Annotated in this window: 22 protein-coding genes; 8 read left to right on the forward strand and 14 right to left on the reverse strand. The window is 42.7% G+C overall.

The window, feature by feature from the left end:
- Positions 1-44: 44 nt before the first annotated feature.
- The 4 genes from SOO65_RS02260 to SOO65_RS02275 form a co-directional block, all read right to left on the reverse strand.
- On the reverse strand, positions 45-1,760 hold the full coding sequence (locus tag SOO65_RS02260) for an ABC transporter substrate-binding protein (RefSeq protein WP_321396277.1): 1,716 nt from the start codon (positions 1,758-1,760) through the stop codon (positions 45-47).
- A complete protein-coding gene (alaS, locus tag SOO65_RS02265; protein ID WP_321396279.1) occupies positions 1,757-4,369 on the reverse strand; it encodes an alanine--tRNA ligase in 2,613 nt (870 codons plus the stop codon). Before alaS ends, SOO65_RS02260 begins: the two co-directional genes overlap by 4 nt.
- A 101-nt stretch (positions 4,370-4,470) precedes the next feature.
- Complete coding sequence (locus tag SOO65_RS02270; protein WP_321396282.1) at positions 4,471-5,070, reverse strand: hypothetical protein; 600 nt, start codon at positions 5,068-5,070, stop codon at positions 4,471-4,473.
- A 90-nt stretch (positions 5,071-5,160) separates the two neighbouring features.
- A complete protein-coding gene (locus SOO65_RS02275) occupies positions 5,161-5,928 on the reverse strand; it encodes a hypothetical protein (RefSeq protein ID WP_321396285.1) in 768 nt (255 codons plus the stop codon).
- A gap of 338 nt (positions 5,929-6,266) precedes the next feature.
- Between SOO65_RS02275 and SOO65_RS02280 the strand changes: the two genes are divergently transcribed.
- Both SOO65_RS02280 and SOO65_RS02285 read left to right on the forward strand, forming a co-directional pair.
- Positions 6,267-6,911 carry a DUF4423 domain-containing protein gene (locus SOO65_RS02280; RefSeq protein ID WP_321396288.1) on the forward strand — a complete coding sequence of 215 codons (645 nt, stop codon included), beginning with the start codon at positions 6,267-6,269 and terminating at the stop codon, positions 6,909-6,911.
- Positions 6,904-7,854, forward strand: a complete 951-nt coding sequence (locus SOO65_RS02285) for a hypothetical protein (RefSeq protein WP_321396291.1) — start codon at positions 6,904-6,906, stop codon at positions 7,852-7,854. The genes SOO65_RS02280 and SOO65_RS02285 overlap by 8 nt, the downstream gene beginning before the upstream one ends.
- Here SOO65_RS02285 and SOO65_RS02290 read toward each other — a convergent pair whose 3' ends face one another.
- The 3 genes from SOO65_RS02290 to SOO65_RS02300 all read right to left on the reverse strand — a co-directional run bounded on the left by SOO65_RS02290 (position 7,855) and on the right by SOO65_RS02300 (position 10,230).
- Entirely contained in the window at positions 7,855-8,424 is a 570-nt protein-coding gene (locus SOO65_RS02290; protein WP_321396296.1) for a regulatory protein RecX, read from the reverse strand.
- A gap of 65 nt (positions 8,425-8,489) precedes the next feature.
- Positions 8,490-9,596 (reverse strand): recombinase RecA, encoded by a 1,107-nt coding sequence (recA, locus tag SOO65_RS02295; protein WP_321396299.1) that lies wholly within the window; start codon positions 9,594-9,596, stop codon positions 8,490-8,492.
- 154 nt (positions 9,597-9,750) lie between these two features.
- Entirely contained in the window at positions 9,751-10,230 is a 480-nt protein-coding gene (locus tag SOO65_RS02300) for a phosphatidylglycerophosphatase A family protein (protein WP_321396302.1), read from the reverse strand.
- Positions 10,231-10,290: 60 nt separating this feature from the next.
- On the opposite strand from SOO65_RS02300, the gene SOO65_RS02305 reads away from it, so the two are divergent.
- Entirely contained in the window at positions 10,291-11,532 is a 1,242-nt protein-coding gene (locus SOO65_RS02305; RefSeq protein ID WP_321396306.1) for a TIGR04552 family protein, read from the forward strand.
- On the opposite strand, the gene SOO65_RS02310 is transcribed toward SOO65_RS02305, so the two are convergent.
- From SOO65_RS02310 to SOO65_RS02335, 6 genes are read right to left on the reverse strand one after another with little or no spacing between them, the layout of a single operon-like run.
- Positions 11,519-12,412 carry an alpha/beta fold hydrolase gene (locus SOO65_RS02310; RefSeq protein WP_321396309.1) on the reverse strand — a complete coding sequence of 298 codons (894 nt, stop codon included), beginning with the start codon at positions 12,410-12,412 and terminating at the stop codon, positions 11,519-11,521. The two genes, SOO65_RS02305 and SOO65_RS02310, sit on opposite strands and share 14 nt — an antisense overlap.
- Before the next feature lies 1 nt (position 12,413).
- Complete coding sequence (locus SOO65_RS02315) at positions 12,414-12,821, reverse strand: FHA domain-containing protein (RefSeq protein WP_321396312.1); 408 nt, start codon at positions 12,819-12,821, stop codon at positions 12,414-12,416.
- Between the two features lie 2 nt (positions 12,822-12,823).
- The gene (locus SOO65_RS02320) at positions 12,824-14,920 is read right to left on the reverse strand and encodes an ATP-dependent DNA helicase RecG (RefSeq protein ID WP_321396315.1); all 2,097 of its coding nucleotides are present in this window, start codon (positions 14,918-14,920) and stop codon (positions 12,824-12,826) included.
- Positions 14,892-15,365: a transcription elongation factor GreA gene (greA, locus tag SOO65_RS02325; protein WP_321396318.1), complete on the reverse strand. Its 474-nt coding sequence runs from the start codon at positions 15,363-15,365 to the stop codon at positions 14,892-14,894. The genes SOO65_RS02320 and greA overlap by 29 nt, the downstream gene beginning before the upstream one ends.
- 13 nt (positions 15,366-15,378) lie before the next feature.
- Positions 15,379-15,669, reverse strand: coding sequence for a hypothetical protein (locus tag SOO65_RS02330; protein ID WP_321396321.1), 291 nt, complete (start codon positions 15,667-15,669; stop codon positions 15,379-15,381).
- Positions 15,670-16,176 carry a hypothetical protein gene (locus tag SOO65_RS02335; RefSeq protein ID WP_321396324.1) on the reverse strand — a complete coding sequence of 169 codons (507 nt, stop codon included), beginning with the start codon at positions 16,174-16,176 and terminating at the stop codon, positions 15,670-15,672.
- Positions 16,177-16,259: 83 nt separating this feature from the next.
- Here SOO65_RS02335 and SOO65_RS02340 point away from each other — a divergent pair, with 83 nt between their 5' ends.
- Together SOO65_RS02340 and SOO65_RS02345 are read left to right on the forward strand one after the other, a co-directional pair.
- Positions 16,260-17,972: an ABC1 kinase family protein gene (locus tag SOO65_RS02340; RefSeq protein WP_321396327.1), complete on the forward strand. Its 1,713-nt coding sequence runs from the start codon at positions 16,260-16,262 to the stop codon at positions 17,970-17,972.
- A 95-nt stretch (positions 17,973-18,067) separates the two neighbouring features.
- On the forward strand, positions 18,068-18,685 hold the full coding sequence (locus SOO65_RS02345; protein WP_321396330.1) for a hypothetical protein: 618 nt from the start codon (positions 18,068-18,070) through the stop codon (positions 18,683-18,685).
- Between the two features lie 33 nt (positions 18,686-18,718).
- Here SOO65_RS02345 and SOO65_RS02350 read toward each other — a convergent pair whose 3' ends face one another.
- A complete protein-coding gene (locus tag SOO65_RS02350; RefSeq protein ID WP_321396333.1) occupies positions 18,719-19,729 on the reverse strand; it encodes a GNAT family N-acetyltransferase in 1,011 nt (336 codons plus the stop codon).
- A 178-nt stretch (positions 19,730-19,907) separates the two neighbouring features.
- On the opposite strand from SOO65_RS02350, the gene SOO65_RS02355 reads away from it, so the two are divergent.
- From SOO65_RS02355 to SOO65_RS02365, 3 genes are all read left to right on the forward strand, one after another.
- Entirely contained in the window at positions 19,908-20,756 is an 849-nt protein-coding gene (locus SOO65_RS02355) for a flagellin N-terminal helical domain-containing protein (protein WP_321396336.1), read from the forward strand.
- A 192-nt stretch (positions 20,757-20,948) separates the two neighbouring features.
- Positions 20,949-21,782 carry a flagellin gene (locus tag SOO65_RS02360; protein WP_407676983.1) on the forward strand — a complete coding sequence of 278 codons (834 nt, stop codon included), beginning with the start codon at positions 20,949-20,951 and terminating at the stop codon, positions 21,780-21,782.
- A gap of 82 nt (positions 21,783-21,864) precedes the next feature.
- The gene (locus SOO65_RS02365; RefSeq protein WP_321396342.1) at positions 21,865-22,779 is read left to right on the forward strand and encodes an SDR family oxidoreductase; all 915 of its coding nucleotides are present in this window, start codon (positions 21,865-21,867) and stop codon (positions 22,777-22,779) included.

The following is a 22,779-nucleotide window of genomic DNA, read 5'->3' on the forward strand; positions in this document are numbered from 1 at the left end:
TAAGAGGAAGACCATGATACCGAAGCATCATGGTCGGGTAAGGACTATTTGCCCTCTAATCTTAGGTACTTAAAGTTATTATTGATGATATCTGAATAGCGGTAGTTTTTCAGATAGTTGTGAAACAGTACATAGTTTCGCGAATAGTACTGCATGGCCCATGGAAGCTCTTGGTTTACGATTTCTTCCATCTGCTTCATTAAAGCGAATTTTTTCTCACCATCTTCCAGCTCTCTTACTTGCAGGAAAAGCTTATCAAATTCTGGATTAGAGAATTGTGATGAGTTTGGTCCTGGAGGAAGATTCGCTGTCGTTAGGAGCTGAAGCACGTTCTCTGCATCCGGGTAATCCAGGATCCAGCCACCTTGCCAAAACTGAAGTTCACCATTACGTGACTTCTCTAGGAATGCTGGGAAAGTGTTTGTGCGAACTTCAATGTTAATCCCAAGAGGACGAAGTTCTTGCTGGATGAATTCGCCCATCTGACGTTTACGAGAATCAGTTCCACGTACGTCATACTTAAGTGTGGGAAGACCTTTTCCTTCAGGGTAACCCGCTTTCGCTAGATATTCTTTAGCAAGCTTCACATCGTACTTAAAAGGGACTTCCGTCGAAGGAGAGTAACCCGGAACACCCGGAGGATAAATCGAGTTGGCCTTCTGGGCGATGTTGTAAGTGAAAAGTTCAATGAACTTATCGTTATTCACACCGTGAGCGATCGCTTTTCTCAGATTTAGATTCTTACCAATGATTGGATCTTTCATATTGAAAGACAACCACCAGTAAGTCAGAGTCGGAGCAGCGTAGAGTTGAATCTTCTGTTCAGTGATTTCTGGTTTAAGTTTTCCTTCTAAAGTCAAAGCGAGTGGGAAGTGATCTTTCGTGAGGTTAACGATATCGATCTTTTTTCCCATGAAGTTCAACCAATCAGTCTGAGCTTCTTTAATCACTACCAGGCGAACATTTTCAACGAAAGGAAGCTTCTTACCAGCATCTTTCAAAAGACCATTTTCATGGGCATAGCGGTCACCCTGAGCAGGATAAACACTTGTGATGTAGTTAGCGTTCTTTTTTAAAACTACTTCCTGAGCAGAGTTATAGTCTGTGATGTAGTAGGCACCAGTTCCAATGCTCTTAAGTGACAGATCATTGTTTGTGGCGCGAATCGCTTCTTCCGGAACCGGTGAAGTGAAGTTCATGGCCATGGCAAACAAGAGCTGAGGATAAGGACGGATAAGATCCACTACTAACGTGTAATCATCCGGAGCTGTGACCCCAGAGATTTCCGTCTTAAACATCAAGTCCAGATCAGTTCCTACTTTATCGCGGAACTCGTTAATGCCTTTGATCTTATTATCAAAAAGCCACCAACCTTGAGAGCGCGTGCCGTGGAAAGCAAGACGCTTAATCTGGTTTACGATATCACGGGCCTTAACTTCGCGACCTTCTTCCACGAATTCAGACTTGTGATACTTAATGCCTTTTTTAAGTTTGAACGTATAACGAAGACGGTCCTTCGAGACCATCGGCATCCCTTCCGCCAGAAGCGGACGGAGAGTGTAGGGACGCTTATGATATTCATACTCGTACAGCGTTTCATAAACAGGTGTCACTGCCATGTAGCAAACCTGGTCAAAGCAGTTCGCAGGATCGAGAGTCGAGATATCACTTGGGATAGAAATCTCGATACGATCCGACTTGTTCTTGCTTTTGGTACAACCAACAACAGCAAGAGTGAGAGCTAGAAGAAGGAATTTCACTTAAGAGCTCCTTCAACCGCTTTAATAAGTTCCTGAGTTTTTGCAGCATCACCTGAACCTTGTGCATTGTCTGGTTTACCACCGCCACGACCATTCACGATCGGCATGACACCTTTGAGAATGTCGGAACAGTTCACCGAAGAGTTTGCACGGTTAGTTTTCATGATGAATGAAACCTTGTCGCCTTCAATTGCGTAAAGGAACAACACGCCTTGTGGGAACTTTTCAACAAAGATATCACCCAGCTTTCTCATGTTACCCTGATCAGCTGATGCGGCCTTGGCAATAGTAAGAGTCAGTCCACCTTTAATATCTTGTTTGTCTTTAAAGAGGTTCTGAGACTCAAAGCTTTGAACTTTATCGTTCAATGTTTCAATTTGTTTTGATTTATCTTTAACGTCCGCGAATAGAGCAGTTAGTTTCTCCAAAACTCTTTCTTCTTTCACTGCGAAGTTCTTCTCAACTTCGGCAAGAATCTTAGAACGGTTAAGAAGGTAGTTAATCGCCGTGGTTGAAGTGATCGCCTCAATACGACGAACACCTGAAGCAAGAGATGTTTCAACGATGATTTTAAATAGTCCAATCTCACCAGTGTTAGAAACGTGAGTACCTCCACAAAGCTCAACTGAGAAATCACCCATTTCTAGTACGCGAACTTCATCGCCGTATTTTTCACCGAAAAGTGCCATCGCACCTTTCTTCGTCGCTTCGTCTTTCGACATATTGCTGGCAGTAACTTTGAGTGAAGAAGCAACCGCTGAGTTTACAAGTTCTTCAACTTGTAGAAGTTCTTCTGGTTTCACCGCTTCGTTATGAGTGAAGTCAAAACGTAGACGATCCGGACCAACTGAAGAACCCGCTTGTTTCACGTGGTTACCAAGAACTTTAATCAGAGCTGATTGAAGTAAGTGAGTCGCAGAGTGGTTACGTTTCGTAAGCTCGCGCTCCTCGTGATTCACCTTTAAGGTATAGCTTTCACCAACTACTAGCGCATCAGCGTCTGATGAGATGTGGACGTGTAGACCATCAACCGGCTTCTGAGTATCAGTGATGGTAGCAAGTTTTCCTTCTTTCGAATCGATCTCACCTTTATCACCAACCTGACCACCGCCTTCGCCGTAGAAAGGAGTTTTGTCGAACACAAGGTAGAACTGACCATCAACTTCTTCTTTCGCTAGAAGTTTAGCGTTACCAGTAACTTCTTCGTAGCCAGTGAACTTAGTTGCACCAAACTTCTCTTTGATGCCGTAGAAAACTTTTACGTTATCTTCCTGAACTTTGAACTTCGAGTTCTTTTTAGAAAGTTCTTTTTGTTTTGCCATCGCTTCTTCAAAACCTTTGCTGTCTAGCTCAAGGTTCTTCTCACGAAGGATCACTTCAGTCAGATCCAGTGGGAAACCGAAAGTGTCATAAAGCTTGAAAGCAACATCACCCGGAAGCTTTTGACCGGCCTTAAGTTTGCCCAGCTCTTCATTGATAAGAGCAAGACCAGTATCAAGGGTCTTACGGAATTTTTCTTCTTCAAGTTTTAGAAGTTTTTCAGCAAGAGCGGCGTTGTGAGCGTTGTCTGGATATTCTTCGCCCAGAGATTCAACCACTGCAGGCACTAGTTTGTAGAAAGAAATGTCTTTCAATCCAAGAAGTGAAAGGTGACGAACAGCTCGGCGAATAATACGACGTAGAACATAACCACGGCCGTCGTTAGATGGAATCACACCATCAGTGATGAGCATCGTACATGAACGGATGTGATCGGCCACAACGCGGAAAGAAGATTTTACGTCTTCAGATGTTGTTGTGTAGTAATCCTGGCCTGTGAGTTTTCCAATCGCTTTCATGATTGGTTCAAAAATGTCTGTATCGTAGTTAAAGTATTTACCTTGAAGAACAGCGGCCACGCGCTCTAGACCCGCACCTGTATCAACTGATGGTTTCGGAAGAGGCTTGCGCTTAATCTCATTACCATCTTTGTATTTTTCAAATTGCATGAATACCAGGTTCCAGATTTCTACGTAGCGACCTTCATCATCAATTTCCTGATGACCGGCCGGAACACCTGTTGAACGACCAGGACCATGATCATAGAAAATTTCCGTACAAGGACCGCATGGGCCAACGTCACCCATTTCCCAGAAGTTTGATTTATCACCAAGTTTAAAAATGCGCTCACGAGGCACACCCATATCTTTGTGCCAGATCTCAAGCGCTTCATCGTCGGAGTCGTGAACTGTTACAAGAAGTTTGTCTTTAGGAATTTTCAGATCAACTGTGAGAAGTTCCCAAGCAAAACGAATGGCGTCTTTCTTGAAGTAATCACCGAAAGAGAAGTTCCCAAGCATTTCAAAGAATGTATGGTGACGGGCAGTGAAGCCCACGTTTTCTAGATCGTTATGTTTACCACCGGCGCGAACACATTTTTGAATGGTCACAGCACGGCGATGTGAAGGAACAGCTTTGCCGGTGAAGAAATCCTTGAACTGGTTCATTCCCGCGTTGGCGAAAAGAATAGTTGGGTCATTATGGGGAGCAAGGCTCGATGACTTGTGTTTCTCGTGGCCATTCCGGATGAAATAATTTGAAAAAGCATTACGGATTTCTTGGGCGCGCATAGGGTCCTCTTGAGAGTTAAAAAGTGCTCAAAAAGAATATCATGAGTGCGGCGTGCCAAGAGAGGAAAAAAAGGTGCCGATTCTTAGGCCGGCACTCTGGCTTACTTAATGGTCACTTTGAGTGCATTTACGATGGTTGTCGCTGGACGGTAACGGATGTCTTCCACGCAACCTGGACGTGGTTCACCTGATTCTCCCTCTTGGCAAAGGCGAGAGTTACGAACGTCCACCACTTGAATGGTACGGGGCTCTTTCTTGGCAGTTAGCTGAAGATGCTTTTTCACGAAGGCCTTACGGGCTCGAAACTTTCTTCCTGAAAAATCCCAAAGACTAGTGTTCGCGGCAAGTCGTGCGATCTCTGCCTCTGGAAACTTGGCAGTATCCAGATAGAAATATGTCCAAGCGCGACCACGATTTTCGTGATGAGGATTAATACCGTCACGGTATTCCACTTCAACTTTAACTACCGCTTTGCTTTCAAGCACACGAGTCTCAGTACAAACTCGTGAGGCCTCACCATCTTCACGACAGCCGGGAATTCGTACGGTTTCAGTTCTAGTTGGAATCAGCCAATAAGTTGCATCAGAGAGATGAAAATTACTGTGTTCACGAGGAAGATCCTGAGAGTCAGTGTAAGTGATTTGAGCGAAAGCAGATGTGACAGAGAGAGCAAGACCAAAGACCAAAGCGAGAGTTTTCATGAGAGATTCTCCTGTGGGTTACTTCGAGATTGAAGTCGAAACCTTATAGGAGAATCCTGGATTAGTGTAAATCAGTGGAGAGTCAGACTCTTAAAGCTTGAAGCCTTGAGCCTCAGCTGTTTCTTGTTGAAGGGCCGCATCGTAAGCAACTTCTGAAGTTGCTTCACCGAAGTTTCCAACTTCTACGTTGTGATTCTGAGCAAGAGTCTCTTGAGTTTGCTGCTGGTCAACAGAAGGAGTCTCAGTCGAGAAACGTAGACGCGTACCTTCAAGTGGACCGTTAGAAAGAGTAACCATATAAGCGTGCTGGTCAACTTGGTACATCATTCCAGTGAATTTCTCACCGTTCATATCATATTCAAAAACGTTACCTGTCATTTCTGAGAATGAAACCGAAACGCCTTCACCATTTGGTAGTGAAACTGAAAGTGATTCAATCACACCATTATTTGAAGCAAGTGAACCTGAAAATTGAGAAGCATTTAGACCTTTCTCAAATTTCTTAGGGTTAATAACTTCTACAAGTGTAAGAGTTAAATCATCCTGAACTGCGGCCGCTTCTTCAACGATTTGAGCAGCAGTTGGAACCGGAGTATTTTCAATTTTAGGAGCTACAGCAACAGCAGCTTCTACTTGCTTAGGCATTACTTTAGAAGGTGAAAGCTTTTGCCAAGAAGAAGCAATGGCACGGCCTTCAATAGTTACACCATTTCTTTCATCCAAACGCTTAACGAATTTAGCATCTGAACCATTAAGGTGAGATTCTGTGTTGATTACAACAGCGTTGTAACAACCAACTAGAACAAATAGTCCAAAAGCTGCTAGTGCGATTCTTTTATTCTGTTTTGTTAAGTTCATAATCATTCCCCTTGCCCTTAATAAAGCAAGGTGAGTGCCAAAATTTAAGAGGCTAAATAGGGGATTTCTCGAAGGAGAGTGAAGAAAGTACAGACAGTGTCTAAAGTTTAGACACTAGAATTTGTACATCCATCCGCTTAAGTCCCTGTGGCAACTTTTGACACACTTTGTGTCAAAGAGGCTAGGCGGTACAGATACACTTGTTCTAATTTCTTTCTATGAACACGGAACATAATTTTAGAAATGCCCTATGTGATGAATTTTTAAAGCGGACCAAGAAAAATCCTAATTTTTCAATCCGATCTTTTGCCCGGCAATTGGATATTGAGCCTTCCTCCTTGGCCCAACTCCTCTCAGGCAAACGAAAGTTCACAGACAAGATGTGTGTGCGCTTAGGAACGAAATTAGGCTTCAATCCGGCCAAGATTAAAAGTCTCACCAAGACCAAGGTGATGAAGGAGAACTTTAAGTCTTTCGGCCGAATGGAAGCGGATGCCTTCAAAGTTATTTCTGACTGGCATTATTACGCCATTTTGGAACTTACTCAGTGTGATGACTTCAAAGGAAGCCCTTTGTGGATATCACGAGTGCTGGGTCTTTCATTTGCTGAAACTCTGGACGCGATTGAGCGACTTAAGCGTCTCAATTATCTCGAGATAACTCCAGAGGGAAAGTGGATAGATCGCCTGGGTGACTTTAACAATCTAGGAAATGAATTCATGGCCCCGGCCTTTACGGAACACCAGCGACAGGTGGTAAAGAAGGCACTCGAAGCTTTGGATAAAACGTCTTATGAGAAGAGGGTTCAATCATCAATGACTGTGGCAGTTTCTAAAAAGCGAGTGGCAGAGGCGAAATCAATGATTTTGAATTTCATTGAAGAGTTGAATGATCATTTGCGAACCGGTGATTCAAAAGACGAAGTTTATAATATTTCAGTTTCATTATACCCATTAACGACGATTGGAGATTCTCATGAATAAGTTTTTATTAGCATTAGTAATGGTGCCTGCAATTTCATTTGCTGCCATTAAGTCAGATTCAAAAGGCGGCGGCGGCGGAAGTGTGGTTGCTTGTTACACTCCGGATGGTGATCTCAAATCAGTAGAACTTTTAGATGTCTACGAAGGTAAAACGAGAGGCCTAAAATTCCTAAATTTCAGTGGTGATCTCAATCAGGATGTTAGAACAATTGTAGAAAGATTTGATAAATCCGTTTTAGGGAAAGAGTGGCTCATAGAAGATATGGTTCAACTTGAATCAAAGTTTCAAGAGATTCCGAGAGATGCAGAACTAGAATTAATTCAAGATGCTTGGCCGGTTTATCTTCCTCGTGGATGCAAAATTAAACAGCTTGCGAACTATTATAATAAGAATGTGATTTATATTGATGGGAACCTCTACGATAAAATGGATTATTTTAATCGTCTTGCTCTAGTCATTCATGAAGTCATTTACGCCAAAGAGAGATTTGGAAAAGTCACTGACTCTCGTTACGCAAGATGGATCACGGCCCTCGCTCTGAGTGAAAAAAACCTTTTTACGCCCATCAAGGACTATCCTTCGACTCATATTTGCTATTCAGAAGATTCTCGAACAGTCTTTATGGCAATGCCTTTAAATGAGGTCAAGGACAAGTGGCGTTTTAGCTTTATAAACCTGAATGGTCATAAGATTTACTCAGAGAAAACGGTTGATTTGTTTTTAACAAGCTCACCGTTGTCTGATGCGATTTCAGATAGAAACCCATCCTTTGATGGAAAGGCACATGGGACTTTAAGTTCTTTGATTAATCCTGATGAAGACATCACGGTAATTTCTAATCAAACTTCTATGATGCTGTCTTGGACAGGAAGTGATCCAGGTGACTCATTTGAAAAAGTGCCGATGACTTGCAAGGAATTTCAAACTTATCCAGAACGATAATTATTCAAAGTCAGCGGTAGATTGATTACCAAAGAATTGATTGATCGCCTTCTTTGCATCACTAAAATCATGACCCTTCGAGATGAGGAACCTTAAAACCTTGTCTCGAAGTTTTTGTTTCTCGAGTGGGTTTTTAGGAATTTCTTTCGAGCGAAGTTTCTTCGCCACGAGCTTTTCAATCGAATCTTCATCCGTGATGCCCAATTCTTGTTCCACCATACGAAACTCTTCGGCCTCGAAAGTGAGTTTTTCCTGAGAACCTCTACGACGGATTTTGTCCTCAGACTCACCCTTCATCATCCATTTACGAATAAATAAACGGCGGTAGCTTTCTTCCCGAAGTAATCCGCGCTCTTTTAGCTTCGGAATAACTTCATCAATCATATGAGGGAGATTTTGAGGCTTAGAGCGAAGTTTTTGACGAAGCTTGTACTCAGAGTAATCCTGGCGCGCGAGAAGATGTATGCAGTAATTATAAATTCTGCGAGCGTCGCCGGCCTCTTCAGCAAGTACCGAAGTGCCCTTAGCTTGCTTTACTTTTTCTCTGAGTTTTTCTAGTTCTTCATTCATCTTAAGATTGGCCGCCACCAGCGGAAGTAAAAAAAAAGCCGCCCGAAGGCGGCTTAGTTATCAAATTACTGTTTAACAGTCTTTTTGGCCGGAGCTGCTTTCTCTTCTTTGATCTCGCCCGTAGACATATCTACGTTCGCCATCTCAGCAGATTTAATGATTCCGTGCTTAGCAAGAACCTTCTGACGGATTTCGTTCATTAGCTCAACGTTGTTCTTTAAGAACTCTTTTGAAGCTTCACGGCCTTGGCCAAGTTTCGAATTATTGTAAGAGTACCAAGCACCAGCTTTCTCTACGATGCCTTCGTTAGCGGCAACATCAAGAAGATCGCCTTCTTTCGAAATACCCTGACCGTACATGATATCGAATTCAACTTCACGGAAAGGAGGAGCAACTTTGTTCTTAACGATTTTAACTTTAGTACGGTTACCGATAACTTCTTCACCGTCTTTAAGAGCACCAGTACGACGGATATCCATACGAACTGAAGCGTAGAATTTAAGAGCATTACCACCAGTCGTTGTTTCAGGGTTACCGAACATAACACCGATTTTCATACGAAGTTGGTTAATGAAGATAACTGTACAGTTCGAACGAGCGATTGAACCAGTTAGCTTACGAAGAGCTTGAGACATAAGACGAGCTTGTAGACCCATGTGAGAGTCACCCATGTCGCCTTCAAGTTCAGCTTTCGGCGTAAGAGCAGCAACTGAGTCTACGATAAGTAGATTAACTGCGCCCGAACGAACAAGCATATCTGTGATTTCTAGGGCCTGCTCACCAGAATCTGGTTGAGAGATAAGAGTGTTAGGAATATCAACACCAAGCTTAGCAGCGTATACAGTATCAAGCGCGTGCTCAGCATCGATGAAAGCAACTGTTCCACCAGCTTTTTGGCATTCAGCTGCAATGTGAAGAGTCATTGTTGTTTTACCAGAAGATTCAGGTCCGTAGATTTCAATGATACGGCCTTGAGGAATACCACCCACACCTAGGGCAAGGTCAATTCCAAGAGATCCAGTAGAGATCGCAGGAACTTTTTCAGCTGCTTCAGCTGAATCTAGGCGCATGATTGCACCTTTACCGAATTGCTTTTCAATTGTTGAAAGGGCCAGGTCTAGCGCTTTCTTTTTGTTCGCAGCGTCTGCAGTGTTCGCGTGATTCAATGACATGAGATTCTCCCTCTAAATAACAGTTATGAAGGTGTGTGTTATACATTTGAAGCTAACATCGCCCTTCGTTTTCGACAACGTGTTTTCTGCAAATTTTACGGAAAAATTACGGATAACTAAGAATTTGAAATACTTAGATTTTTAACGGCGCGTGTTAAATAAATCTCTGGAGAATAAACGTAAAAATTCCCGCATAAATTCCACTTACAGCATCGTCCATGATGGTTCCAAAACCATGTTCCATGCGATCGAAGTAAGAGGCGGGCCAGAATTTTACAATGTCGAAGAAGCGAAAACTTCCGAAGACGAGAAAGAGAGTAGGAAAGTCCACCGTCATAGCGAATGCCCAAGTGATAAGCATGCCAATCACTTCATCAATCACAATCCACTGTGGATCATGGAGGTGATACTTCTGCTGCACCTTCTCTGTAACCACGACGGCCGCAACAAAAAGTGTAGCAATAAGTGCAATCAAACTATAAATGTTTATTTGAAGGTAATGCAGAAGATAAATCAGGGGAATCGTTGCTAAGCTTCCAATAGTCCCTGGGGCCTTCGGAGATTTTCCGGTGTAAAACCAAGATAAGAAGAGGACTGCGGGAATAGAAGGGCCCTGAATTTTTTGCTCTTTCATAATATTTACGTTAGTTTGCCTTTTCTAAACTTTAAACGCGATTCGAGAGATTGGCAAAATATGACCCAACGTCCAAGCTACCTTTCTGAATATGGATTTAACTGGGAAACATTTGATGTCGTTTGTAGTGGTAAATCATCACTAGATGCCACCAACTACTTCACTGAACTTGGAGACAAAAGCCAAGTTGCTAATTTTTTAAACGGTTATGGATTTGATATTTCAGATCCAGTTGAAAGTGCCGAGCTTTTCGGGATTTTCCAGGAAGCAGTTCAATTCATTAAGCGCTACTTCTTGATTGAAGGAAACCCTGAGGGTTTAGATCTTCGCGTACCGCACTATCTTTTTACCATCACCAATATTTCTGAACTTTTCCTCGCGGCCACTGGTCACTCATCAGTGAAGCTGAAAAAAGAAGAAGAACTTTGGGCCGGTGTGGTTTTGAAGGTCATGCATACTCTTCTTCACACTGATAAAGATCTCCGTTATCGATATTTCTCAACTATTCAGCAGCAGATTTTCGATCGTTTTTATAAGTTCACTCATCGTGATGAGCAGAACCGTTTGTTTTTGAAAAACGACGCTGGAACTTCGATTCCTCTGTACGATTTTCAGACGAAAGCGAAAAAGACCCGTGACTCAATTGTGATTAAACTTCTTCATAAGCAAGAGAACGTTGCCGAAGAGCTGTTTGACAGAATTGGGGTGAGAATCATCACGTACAATAAGCTCGATGCTTTACGAGTGATTAAATTTCTTCACCGTAATCACGTGATCATGATTAACAACATTAAACCAAGTCGTTCTCAGAACACTTTGGTGGATCTTCCTCGTCTTCGCACGCGTATGTTCTCTCTCTATAAAGAGGCGATTCGTAACAATATGCCGGAAGATGTTTTTTATCAGCGCCTAAATGCCCTGATTGATGATTGTCCAACTGGGAAGTCTCATCACGATAATCGTCATACTTCTGATGAGTACCGCGCGATTCACTTCACTGGCCGACAATTAATTAAGTATCGTAACCCGTTTATGTCTTCTTTTAATGAAGTGAGAAAGTTGGCATTGAAGGACCGTGAAAATCCGGTTTCTCAAGCTCTCCTGCATCTTGATACTTCGGCCATTTCTCGAGATGTACGTTTCTTTTATCCATTCGAAGTTCAGGTCACAGATTATGAGAGCCACCTGAAAAATACTCAGGGCGAGGCCTCACATAATGAGTACAAGAAGTCTCAGCTTCGTTCAGCAATGAAGCGTATCTTCCGTCCAATCATTGAATTGAATAACCTTAAAGTCGATTAAGATTCTGCTTGATGAAGAGATCAATGCGCTCGTTTACCATCGCCGGATAATCCGCCTGGGGAACGTGTGAGCCATCCTTCATGAAATAAGTCTCAGCATTTGGCAGGAGAGTCGCGAGAGTTCTCTGAACGTGATTTGGAATCACATTATCTTTATGTCCACCCATTACCAGGGCCGGCATCGACATTTGTTCTAAGCTACCTGTGATGTTCTGACGAGTCATCTCATTGAAGAGTTGGAAGAAGACTTCGGCCCCTAGTTGGCCAACTCGATTGAGGTAAATCTCGATGAACTCTTTTGAAACTTTGCCCTTATTAAATCCTGTGGTGTGAATAATTTCACGCACGATTGGATTCATCCCACCTGAGCTCCAGATCTTATTAAAGACGCCTGGGTACTTTTCCATTCCTAAATTTAAGAACGGAGTGATGAATTCCATAAGGTTTGAATCAAACATCACGTCTTTGACGTTAATAAATGTTCCCGAAATAAGAACCATGCCGCTCACTAAAGACGGATAGTCTTTCGCAAGTTGAAGACAAACGTTCACACCCATACTGTGACCAAGCATCACTGCTTTGTGGATTCCTAAAAATTCACAAAGGTCATGAACATCCTTCGCCATTTGTTGAAAAGTGATCTTTTTTACATCGGCCGCACCAGTGGACTGGAAGTGACCGCGGTAATCGTGAATAAGAATTTGATAACCTAAGTTATCAAAATATTCAGTCTGAAATTTCCAGTGATGATTACTGCACACGAGACCATAGTTGAAAACCAACACCGGTTTAGCTGGATCAATTTTGGTGAAGTTTTTCACGAAGAAGATCTGTTCATGGTCAGATGTGCGAAAAAAGTTGGCGTCACTGTTTTTAAACATACTATTTCATCTTTCTCGTTAGGCCCTCAATCACTGGAAGGCGAGGAGAGTTAGTATCTACGAGCTGAGAAAGCTTTTTATCCAGGATATTTTTTTTGCTATCACGAACGGTGTCTTCAAAGCCCAGGACTTTGAAAGTGGTTTTACCAATCAACACCTGATCATTAGGTTTTAATTTTCGAATGACCGATGCGCGCTTTCCATTGATGAGATAAAACTCAACTCCGCGCTGAGGATGAATCAGAAGTTCATTCCCAATCACTTCCAGCATCACATGAGACGCTGAAAGTTCATTGTCCTTAATCCAAAGGTCGCCAGTACTTGCTCCCAGATAAATCTGGTTCTGATAATACTTAAAAGTCGAAACGACATTTAAGTCCGGGCTTTGGGTGATTTCAATCTGAATCATACCTAGATAGTATCGAGGATTTTCTGATCTTTTGCGAGTCTTTCAAAATGAGGAGCAAGGAGTTCCGGATGGGTCTGTTGCAGACGCTCAACATCGGCCACCACCTTCTCTAAAATAGCGGTATGAGTAAGGAAATTCGCGAGTTTTTTGCTGGTTGTTGTTCCTGATTGATCTACTCCAAAAAGGTCACCTTCACCGCGGAATTTCAAGTCTTCCTCTGCAATGACGAACCCATCCAGATTTTTCTCGATGACTTCAAGGCGTTGATGGGCCTCAGGTGAGACCTCTTTATCTAAAACTAAAAAGCAGAATCCTGGTTTATCACCACGACCCACACGACCTCTTAATTGATGAAGTGAAGAGAGGCCGAAGCGCTCAGGATTATAAATACTCATGATCGTAGCATTCGGAACGTTGATACCGACTTCAATGACGCTGGTAGAAACCAGGATATTCACCTTCTTCTCACGGAAGGCCTGCACCACTTGGTCTTTTTCTTCTGGCTTCATCTGGCCATGAAGCATCTCTACCTTGAAGCCTTTGAAGGTTTCCTGATAGCGCTTAAGACTTTCTTTTACGTTTTGCAGATCTAAAGTTTCTGATTCATCGATGGCGGGGAAAACAAAGTAGGCCTGCTCACCAAGCATCAGGCGACTCTTTACAAATTCCACGTACTTCCCGTAATTCACTTTTTCAGTGATACGAGTCTTAATACCTTTACGGCCCGCTGGCATCATCTTGATAGAAGAAATATCAAGATCGCCATATTGAGCGAGTGAAAGTGTTCTTGGAATCGGAGTGGCAGTCATAATTAAACTATGAGTGCCTTCACCCTTGGCAACTAATCTCAGACGCTGTTCCACGCCGAATTTATGTTGTTCATCAATGATCGCAAGACCCAGTTTTTTAAAAACCACAGAGTCTTGAAAGAGAGCGTGAGTACCAACGACAATTTCCGTCTCGCCGCTGGCAAGTTTCGCTAAAATTGCTTTCTTTTCTTTGGCCTTAGTTGATCCAAGCAGAAGCTCAATATTAAGAGCAGGGTTTAGTTCTTTAAAAGAATTGTAGTGCTGAGTTGCCAATGCTTCGGTTGGACACATCATCCCGACTTGAAATCCACTCTTGTTGGCTACTCTCGCCGCAAGCCACGCCACAATGGTTTTCCCACAACCCACGTCACCTTGAACCATTCTCATCATCGGGTGACCAGACTTAAAGTCCTTCACGATTTCTTCGAACACTTTAAGTTGATCAGTGGTGAGTTCAAATGGCAGATGCTTTACGAGATCATTGACCTTGCTTGGTTCAAGACTGATCACCGGAGCGTCTTTGCGTTTAATGTACTTACGACGAGTCTGAATCTTTAATTGATCGATTAAAAACTCTTCGTAAATAAGACGTTCTTCGGCTGCATCTTTCTTTTTCAGATCAAAACTCGCAGCAGGAATTCTTCCATGGATGACCTTGAAAGCGTCACCCAGACTCATTTTTGAGTCATAACCCAGTTCCGGAAGAGTCTGCGGAATGTTCTGCCAGAGAGTAGGGGGAACAAGATCGAAGACTTTCTTTAAATGATTGCCGGCGATCTTATTTACGGTCGGGTATTCCAGAATGTAATCTGAGTTACCTTCATCGTTCACAATGATTTGTGGATTGATGATTTGTTTCTGGGCCTTATATTCCTGCATTTGTCCCAGGAACGTGATGCTCTCAAGGCCTTCAATCTGTTTTTTCTGATTAGGATAAAGATTAAACCAACGAAGACCCAAGGTTTCTGATGAGTGATGATCTTTTAGGACAACATAACCGTTATACAAAAGAATGTTCCCCCGACCGCGACGACCGAATGCGGGCTTCACTTCAACATGAATGACTTTTCCTGAGCCTTTAAAAAACTGATTCATCACCGCTTCTCGAAACGGTTGAACAGCTGGCATTTTGTGAATTCTTAGAGGAAGGATCCATAACAGATCATGAAGAGTCGAAAGCCCTACTTCTTCCAATTTTTCAATTGTAGGAGAGGGCTTTTTGCCTTTGGCGAGATCGCTTACAGGTGAAAGCCAGCTTAGATTAGCTGTACTTAACGTCTTGGACCTCATAAGTCAGATCACCTTTAGGGGCCTTAACAATTACTTCATCTCCATTCTCTTTGCCGATCAAAGCGCGGCCCAACGGAGAGTTGTATGAAATTTTATTTGGATCAGTCATCGCCTCGTCTTCACCAACGATTTGATAAGTGAAAGTGACTTCTTTTTGATTATCAAAAATAGTCACAGTAGCACCGAATACGATTTTATCAGTATTAAGAGTGGCAACGTCGATTACGCGAGCACGCGCAATTTTACTTTGCACATCTAGGATACGACCTTCAATGATTGATTGACGTTCTTTAGCGGCAGCGTATTCAGCATTTTCTTTTAAGTCACCAAGATCGCGGGCCTCAGAAATTGCTTGTTTAATTTGTTCACGCTCAACTCGGATCAGATGACTTAGTTCATCTTCCAAAAGTTTGCGGCCTTTTAATGTCATTGGACAATCGCTCATACTCTTCCTTCAACTACTTCTTAAACAAAGCCGCGGCCTTTGCCAGGGCATCCTGTCGTTCTTTATCTGGATTACTACCAGGAGAGCCTATCTTAAAATAATCACAAAAGTTAGCCTTCTCTTTATCCTGGACGCGATCAGCAGAGGTTTCCCGGCACTCGTTATAGGCCTTAGGATCATAGAACTGACACATTTTGCAGCAGCGAAGGTCGGTATTGCAAGAAGGACATACATCTCTTCTTCCAACCATGATTTTGTATGTATCTGAAAGCGGTTTCCCACATTTATAGCAAGTTAGTGACACTTAAAACTCCTGGCCCACGCCAACTCCCAGGCCCATTCCATTCTTATCGCCCACAGGGGAGAAATAAATCTTCGGTGTATTACGCTTGTTATATTCTTCAACCGACTTCGAAAGTAAATACTCGTTGTTGTAGGTCTCAGTTTTTGAAACAAGGTAGCTAATGGCAATTAAGCCTGCACCGCCAAAAAGAAGAAAGTTTTTGCTGGTGAAACTTTCGTTCTCGCCATCGTTCGGACGCATAAGACTACCCAGAATCATCACTGTTCCCAGTGTACTCATGGCAGCACTTTTCCAAGATGAGCGGTTGTTGGCCTGATACTCATCAAGGAGACCCTTCGCCACTTCATCTTTTTCCAGATAATAGCGCAGGCCCTCGCCCTTATTATTGCTACTGACATCCACTAAGACCTCTTGGTAATTAATGGTGGCCACTCGACTGCACGTCTCTGCCGCCCAAGCAAGTTGGGTCGTAAGAAGATACGTAATCAAAACAGTCAGCTTTAGCATGGGGTAAATTAGTTCTCTAGTTCTTAACTTTGGTTCTATCGGCATTTTAACTTACCATAAAATAAAAAGCGACCTTGTAATTTATGGACTTAATTAAGACAAGTATAGGAATTTCCAAAACGATCAAAAACGTTTCTCGTTTTAGAGAGATTCTTAATGTCTTGAGTCGCCATGGTTTCTCTGAACTCATCATCAAATCTGGTCTTGATAAAGTCATTCCTGGATTCGTGCTTCCGGCACGAGTTTCAGAATTACGTAGTGAAGACATGTCTAATGAAGAGTGGTGGCAGGTCTTTGGGGAACAGCTTCGAAAAAGTTTTGAAGAACTCGGACCAAGTTTTATTAAGCTCGGCCAGCTTATGGCGACCCGTGAAGACATTCTTGATCCCGCACTTATTCGAGAATTAAAACTCCTCCAAAATAAAGTGAAAGGCATTCCGTTTGAGACCGCTCAAAAAGTCATTGAAGATAACCTCGGAAAGCGCCTAAGTGATATCTTTCTCACAATAGATGAGGAAGCGATTGGGACCGCATCCATTGGTGTTGTGTATAAAGCACAACTTCACAATGGCCAGAAAGTCGTAGTTAAGGTCCGTCGTCCTGGAATTGCCAAACTTATTCATACTGATTTTGAAATTCTTCTTTTCATCGTTCAGAAACTTGAAAAGGTCTCATCTGAGATCAAGTTCCTGGGCATGTCGAAGATGATTTCTGATTTTTTCAAAAGCACTCAAAACGAACTCAATTTCATGATTGAGGCACAGAACTGTGATCGCCTTCGAAAAAATCTGGAATTGATTGATAAAGATCAGTATCTGGTTGTGCCGAAAGTTTACCGAGAATTTACGACGGAAGAAGTTTTGGTGCTTGAGTATCTGGATGGGCGACCATTCAATGAGTTCAGATCGATGGAAGAGCTTGGCTCTGACATGGTAGTGAAGCTAGAGAAGAGTATTGAGCTATTCACACACACTCTACTAGCGGATGGATTCTTCCATGCCGATCTTCATGGCGGGAATTTCTTCGTTCTCGAGAACCGTAAAATCGGAATCATTGATTTTGGTTTGATGGGAACCCTCTCAAAGAAGAACCGCGCCAATCTCATTTCTATTCTCTACGCCGTTATCACTTATAATTTTGATAATCTAGTTTATGAGTTTTTGGATGTGGCCGAGTATGAATCAGTACCTGATCACGAAGAGTTAATCCGTGACATTAAGGATTCCATCTCTCCTTATATTGGTCTCAGTGTAAAAGAAACCAATATGACGGAACTGGTGCGAAATCTTATTCGCACGTTGAGTAAGCACGAACTTTATCTTCCACGCGAGTGGTTTATCATTTTCCGTGCTCTCATGACATTGGATGGAGTCGGTAAGTCGATTGGAATGGATTTAAACATCTTCAAGGTGCTGGAGAAGGATCTTCCAAATCTAGTATCAGAACTTCTATCAAGAAAGAATGCTCAAGAAGAACTTATGTGGGTGGCGAAGGACGTAGTGACGTCGCTTCGAATTGTTCCAAAACATCTAAAGTGGTTCCTGAAAGAGATCTCGCAGAATAATTATTCTCTTGAGCTTAGAATCCGCGATCTGGATAAATTATCCAAAGGTCTCAATCGCTCTTTATATTCTCTGGGCCTTTCTCTTATGGCCTGTATTTTTATTCTCTGCGGCGCTATCTTCGTGAGGAACGTCAATGTCCTCAGTTTTTATGACATTCCTCTCTTAACTTGGATCTTTTGGGCCTTTGGTGGTTACCTTATGATCCGGATTGCGATGCTCCGGAAGTTCTAGACAGCAGCTAATTCTTACATTTACTAATCTTGTATTTTCACTGCGGACTCTCATTGGTATGACTTCTTATAAGACCTATCAACGAGGAAAATTTAATGAAATTCGTAATGATGATTGCTGTTCTACTTTCGGGCCTGTCAGCTTTCGCGCAAACAGATGCTCTTTCTCAATGTCGTGCTCAAAACGACAGACTTCAATTCCAACTTAGAGACCTAACTGCACGTTTAAGAACGTGTGAGCAAGGTACTGGTGGTGGTTATGGAGAAGTTGAATACCTTCGCCAGGAAAACTACCGTCTAACTGAACAAAACCGTCAGCTTCAGTTCCGTATCGATGAGCTTGAAGGTCGTGGTTATCAGCAATTTTACTGTGTAGCTGGTTGTTACGATGTGAATAGCCGTATCGACACTCGTTATATGGAAGCTGCTTCAGCTCCAACTCAACTTGAAGCTGAAATGTTGGCCAAGCAACTTACTCACAAGACCTACTCTTGTAACTTCGGTGTGAAGACTTATAAGTGTGAAGCGATGAGAGGGGAAGCTCAAATGAACTACTGTACAGTGGCTTGTTCAGACGTGAACGGCCGCGCAGACGAGAGATTCTCTGCAGGCGCTCGCGGTCGCAATACAGTGGAAGCAGAAATGCTTGCCATCAAGGAACTTAAAAAGACCTACGCTTGTAATTTCGGTATTAAAGTTACAGCTTGTAACTAAGAGATAGGGCCCTCTTCGGAGGGCCTTTTTATTTCAAATACTATCTAATCCAGATAGAAAAATCGTCGGCATATCAATCTCTTCAAAAGTCCCTGGTCCAAACAGCCCTCTCAAGAACTCATCCAGATCAAGCCCCAGAAGTTCCTCATTATAATCAAAGTACACTTCTTGCTTCATAGGATTGATATTACGAATGCTGACCTTATTATCTGTGAAGGCGAGAGTGAATTCAGTGAAGAGTCTTAAATCACCAGGAGTCATGAAGAACTGATACTGAAGGCTCTCAGTCTCAACCAGAGGTTTCCCCATCCAGACCTTACCAAAAGCTCCGATCTCTTTAATAAAGGCATTCATATCTTCTTTAGTGCCGTATTCGTAGATGATCTCAGGTAGGTCCTGACCCTTATTCATGAAGTAATAATGAGAGATTCTCCCATTATGCTTCTTAATAAAGAGATCAGCAGACGAAATCTTCTCAATTAACTTCCAGTCTGCGTCTTTACGATTCAGAGTCAGATATGTTTTTGCGAATGATTCTTTATAGAGCGCTTGAATTTCTTTTTGTTCTGTTTCAGAGAGATCTTTGTATTTCGTTTTAATGAAATGACTCTCTTCTCGCTCTGAAGAATACTCAAATTGATTCCCACAAAGATGAAACCCAAATTTGTTATAGAGTTTTTCCATGTCACTCCAGAGTAGAAAGAGAGTGGTATCACTTCTTTTCTCTGCCAGAACATCTTGCAGGAGAGTTTGAAAATGTCCTTCTCCTCTGCGAGCTTCATCAACTGCAATTCCACCTAACATCGTAATGGGAAATTGCTTGTTTCCTAGAGTGAGAAACTGATCTTTCGCACCAATATGAGCGAGCACATTTTCATTCTCATCTAGCATGATGAAACAATTCTTGTGATTACTCTTATCAATAAGAGGAGCGAAGTCGATTTCGAAGGAATTTGGCCTCTTATAGTGGAACGACTTCTCAATTAACTTAACTGTGGCCTCAAAACATGAGGGCTTATCACTTAAGGGGAAAATCTTGCCCATACTTAAAACTCCATGATTTCAATAATTTAACCCCGTTTTTCAAAAATTGTCGAATTTTTTTACATTCATTCTCAAGTCTTTTGCTGCGATGTCGAAAAGTTTTGCATGAGAGACACAAATGTCTTTCATCACTCCTCTCAAGGATCGAGAACGAGTGAAGCCCAATCAAGGAGGATTTATGGGTTTAAGGATTAACACTAACGTTTCGTCGCTAAACGCGCAAAGAAACTTAGGTCAAACACGTGGTGCTCAACAGAAAGTGTTAGAGCAACTATCTTCTGGTCAGCGTATTAACCGTGCTGGTGACGATGCTGCAGGTCTAGCAATCTCTGAAAACTTAAAAGCGCAAATCCGCGGTCTAGGCCAAGCGGAAAGAAACGCTCAAGACGGTGTGTCTCTAGTACAAATCGCTGAAGGTGCTTTAGCGGAAGTAGGGAACATCATGATTCGTCTTCGCGAACTAGCAGTACAGGCCGCTTCTGATACTATCGGGCCAACAGAACGTAAGTTCCTTAACGTTGAATTCGAGCAATTGATGTCAGAGGTTGACCGTATCGCAAACTCAACTGAGTTTAACCGCGTTCCACTTCTAAACGGTACAGGATCTGTATTTGATATCCAGATCGGTACACGAAATGACCCTTTATCTGACCGTTTGACGTTCGATGCTTCATCAGCAGACGTTAACGTAGCAGCTCTTGGTCTTAACCTTGCTTCTGTTTCTGACAAAATTTCTGCTCAGAACTCACTAGCAGCGATCGACCAAGCTATTCAAAGTGTTTCTGGTATCCGTGCTGACTTCGGTGCTCTTCAGAACCGTCTTCAGTCGACCATTAACAACATCCAGATCTCGAATGAAAACTTGTCAGCTGCGAATTCTCGAATCCGTGATGCAGACATTGCTTCAGCGACTTCTGAATTAACTAGAACGAACATCTTGATGCAAGCAGGTACTTCAGTATTGGCACAAGCGAACCAGTCTACGACGAACGCTCTCAGCCTTATTAATGCCGCTTCTCAGGGTTAATCCCTGAGAACGGCCGAATAGGCCGACACCAACAACTGACGTAAAACGAAATCCTGCAAAACCTTGCAGTGAGTGTGTAGAGAAGTAATCAGTTTTTAAGGTTGATTTTTTTACTCAAAAAATAACAACCAATTTGAGCATGAAGCTCATAAACGAACATGGAGGTTCACTATGACAACGAAGGACTAAATTATGGGAATGAGAATTAATACAAATATCTCGAGCATTGCAGCTCAGCGTGCTCTAGGAATTACGAAGAATAATCTGGACAACAACCTTAGGAAGATGTCCAGCGGTGAAAGGATAACTCGCGCGTCGGATGATGCTGCTGGATTGGCGATTAGTGAAAAACTAAAAGCTCATATCAGAGGACTCAGACAAGCGAAAAGGAACTCAGATGACGGCGTATCACTCATTCAGACAGCAGAAGGCGCAATCAATGAGATTTCTAACATTATCATTCGCCTCAGAGAGCTTTCTATCCAAGCAGCCTCTGATACTGTTGGCGACACTGAAAGAGGGTTTTCAAACATTGAATTCCAGAATCTTCTCGAAGAGATTCAACGTATCTCAAAAGGTACAGAATTCAACGGCAGAAAGCTTCTTGATGGAACAGGTGGCATGGTTGAAATCCAAGTTGGGATTCACAACGATCCGATGCAAGATCGAATCAAGTATGACTCAACCGACACGGACACAACTGTTGAAAGCCTGGCACTTACTGGCGAAGGTATCGCAAGTAAAGAGAGCGCACAGTTATCACTCGCTAAGCTGGACGATGCATTGGTGCGAATTAACGGGACTCGCGCTAATCTTGGTGCCCTACAGAACCGTCTGCAATCAGCAAGTAACACAATTGCAATTGCAGAAGAGAACTTTAGTGCCGCCAACTCTCGAATTCGCGATGTGGATGTAGCGGCAGAAACAGCGGACATGGCCAAGAATAACATTCTTACTCAGGCCGGTGTTTCAGTCCTAGCACAAGCGAACCAGGCCCCGAACGCAGCTTTAAAGCTGATTGGCTAATCACACACTCACTACACCTTCCCCCGAATGGGGGAAGGTTTTTCTTTTTGTCTAAAACCAAATCTCCGCTAGAATTTACCTTATGAAGAAAACCATCCTGATCTTTGGAGTGTCCTCTTTCGTTGGCTCAAATTTACTAGAGTCACTGAAGGACGAGTTTCGTATAATCGGGACCTACCATACTACTCCAGTCAGTATTCCAGGAGTTACTTGTCTACCTTGTGATGTTCTCAGAAAAGACTACGTTTCAAATCTCACCGCTATTTTTCGGCCTGATATAACAATTTACGCCGCTGGTATGAGTTCCTTGAAGGAATGTCAGTTGTATCCTAAGCAATCAGACGCTTTGAATTCTGCAGGTGCCGTAAACTGTTGTGTAGCGGCCGAAAGATATGGCTCGAAATTCATTTACCTCTCATCTGGTTTCGTCCTGGGTGGAGAGGACACACTCTATCGTGAGGGGGACACGCCGTTTCCTGCCACCAGCTACGGTAATTCACTTTCAACGACCGAATTTTATATTCAGCGATCATGTTTGAATTATTTGATCTTCAGATGCGCGCCTCTTTATGGCAGAAGCTTCAATCCAACTCACGCTAATTGGTTTGAGACATTGCAAACGGCATTTGCCAAAGGTGAACCAGTGTATGCGGATGATACAGTGACAACTGGATTTTTAGATATTCAGTTATTAGGCAAAGTAATCAAGGCCACACTTGCAAAAGGTGTGACGAATCGCTTGTTGCAAATCACTACGAAAGACACCATGACTCGCTATGAGTTTGCTAAACTCTATGCCAAAATTTTCAAAAAAGATGAAGGCCTCATTCAGAAGACAACCGGTCTCTTCCCGGCAGAGTCTCCAAAGAACAATAACAAGAATCAAACTTCTCACCATTTCCGTATGGACACTTCAAATATCGAAGAGATTTTGGGCGTACAGATGCCAAAGATCGAAGAGTCTTTGATGCTCACTTATAAGAGATTAAACGCTTAA

The sequence above is a fragment of the Peredibacter starrii genome, from assembly GCF_034259205.1.
Lineage (GTDB): Bacteria > Bdellovibrionota > Bacteriovoracia > Bacteriovoracales > Bacteriovoracaceae > Peredibacter > Peredibacter starrii.

Excerpts from the sequence above, each read along its gene's own strand:
- alaS (WP_321396279.1), bottom strand. The coding sequence starts at position 4,369 with ATGCGCGCCCAAGAAATCCGTAATGCTTTTTCAAATTATTTCATCCGG.
- SOO65_RS02270 (WP_321396282.1), bottom strand. The coding sequence starts at position 5,070 with ATGAAAACTCTCGCTTTGGTCTTTGGTCTTGCTCTCTCTGTCACATCT.
- SOO65_RS02275 (WP_321396285.1), bottom strand. The coding sequence starts at position 5,928 with ATGAACTTAACAAAACAGAATAAAAGAATCGCACTAGCAGCTTTTGGA.
- SOO65_RS02285 (WP_321396291.1), top strand. The coding sequence starts at position 6,904 with ATGAATAAGTTTTTATTAGCATTAGTAATGGTGCCTGCAATTTCATTT.
- SOO65_RS02290 (WP_321396296.1), bottom strand. The coding sequence starts at position 8,424 with ATGAATGAAGAACTAGAAAAACTCAGAGAAAAAGTAAAGCAAGCTAAG.
- recA (WP_321396299.1), bottom strand. The coding sequence starts at position 9,596 with ATGTCATTGAATCACGCGAACACTGCAGACGCTGCGAACAAAAAGAAA.
- SOO65_RS02300 (WP_321396302.1), bottom strand. The coding sequence starts at position 10,230 with ATGAAAGAGCAAAAAATTCAGGGCCCTTCTATTCCCGCAGTCCTCTTC.
- SOO65_RS02305 (WP_321396306.1), top strand. The coding sequence starts at position 10,291 with ATGACCCAACGTCCAAGCTACCTTTCTGAATATGGATTTAACTGGGAA.
- SOO65_RS02310 (WP_321396309.1), bottom strand. The coding sequence starts at position 12,412 with ATGTTTAAAAACAGTGACGCCAACTTTTTTCGCACATCTGACCATGAA.
- SOO65_RS02315 (WP_321396312.1), bottom strand. The coding sequence starts at position 12,821 with ATGATTCAGATTGAAATCACCCAAAGCCCGGACTTAAATGTCGTTTCG.
- SOO65_RS02320 (WP_321396315.1), bottom strand. The coding sequence starts at position 14,920 with ATGAGGTCCAAGACGTTAAGTACAGCTAATCTAAGCTGGCTTTCACCT.
- greA (WP_321396318.1), bottom strand. The coding sequence starts at position 15,365 with ATGAGCGATTGTCCAATGACATTAAAAGGCCGCAAACTTTTGGAAGAT.
- SOO65_RS02335 (WP_321396324.1), bottom strand. The coding sequence starts at position 16,176 with ATGCTAAAGCTGACTGTTTTGATTACGTATCTTCTTACGACCCAACTT.
- SOO65_RS02340 (WP_321396327.1), top strand. The coding sequence starts at position 16,260 with ATGGACTTAATTAAGACAAGTATAGGAATTTCCAAAACGATCAAAAAC.
- SOO65_RS02345 (WP_321396330.1), top strand. The coding sequence starts at position 18,068 with ATGAAATTCGTAATGATGATTGCTGTTCTACTTTCGGGCCTGTCAGCT.
- SOO65_RS02350 (WP_321396333.1), bottom strand. The coding sequence starts at position 19,729 with ATGGGCAAGATTTTCCCCTTAAGTGATAAGCCCTCATGTTTTGAGGCC.
- SOO65_RS02355 (WP_321396336.1), top strand. The coding sequence starts at position 19,908 with ATGGGTTTAAGGATTAACACTAACGTTTCGTCGCTAAACGCGCAAAGA.
- SOO65_RS02360 (WP_407676983.1), top strand. The coding sequence starts at position 20,949 with ATGGGAATGAGAATTAATACAAATATCTCGAGCATTGCAGCTCAGCGT.
- SOO65_RS02365 (WP_321396342.1), top strand. The coding sequence starts at position 21,865 with ATGAAGAAAACCATCCTGATCTTTGGAGTGTCCTCTTTCGTTGGCTCA.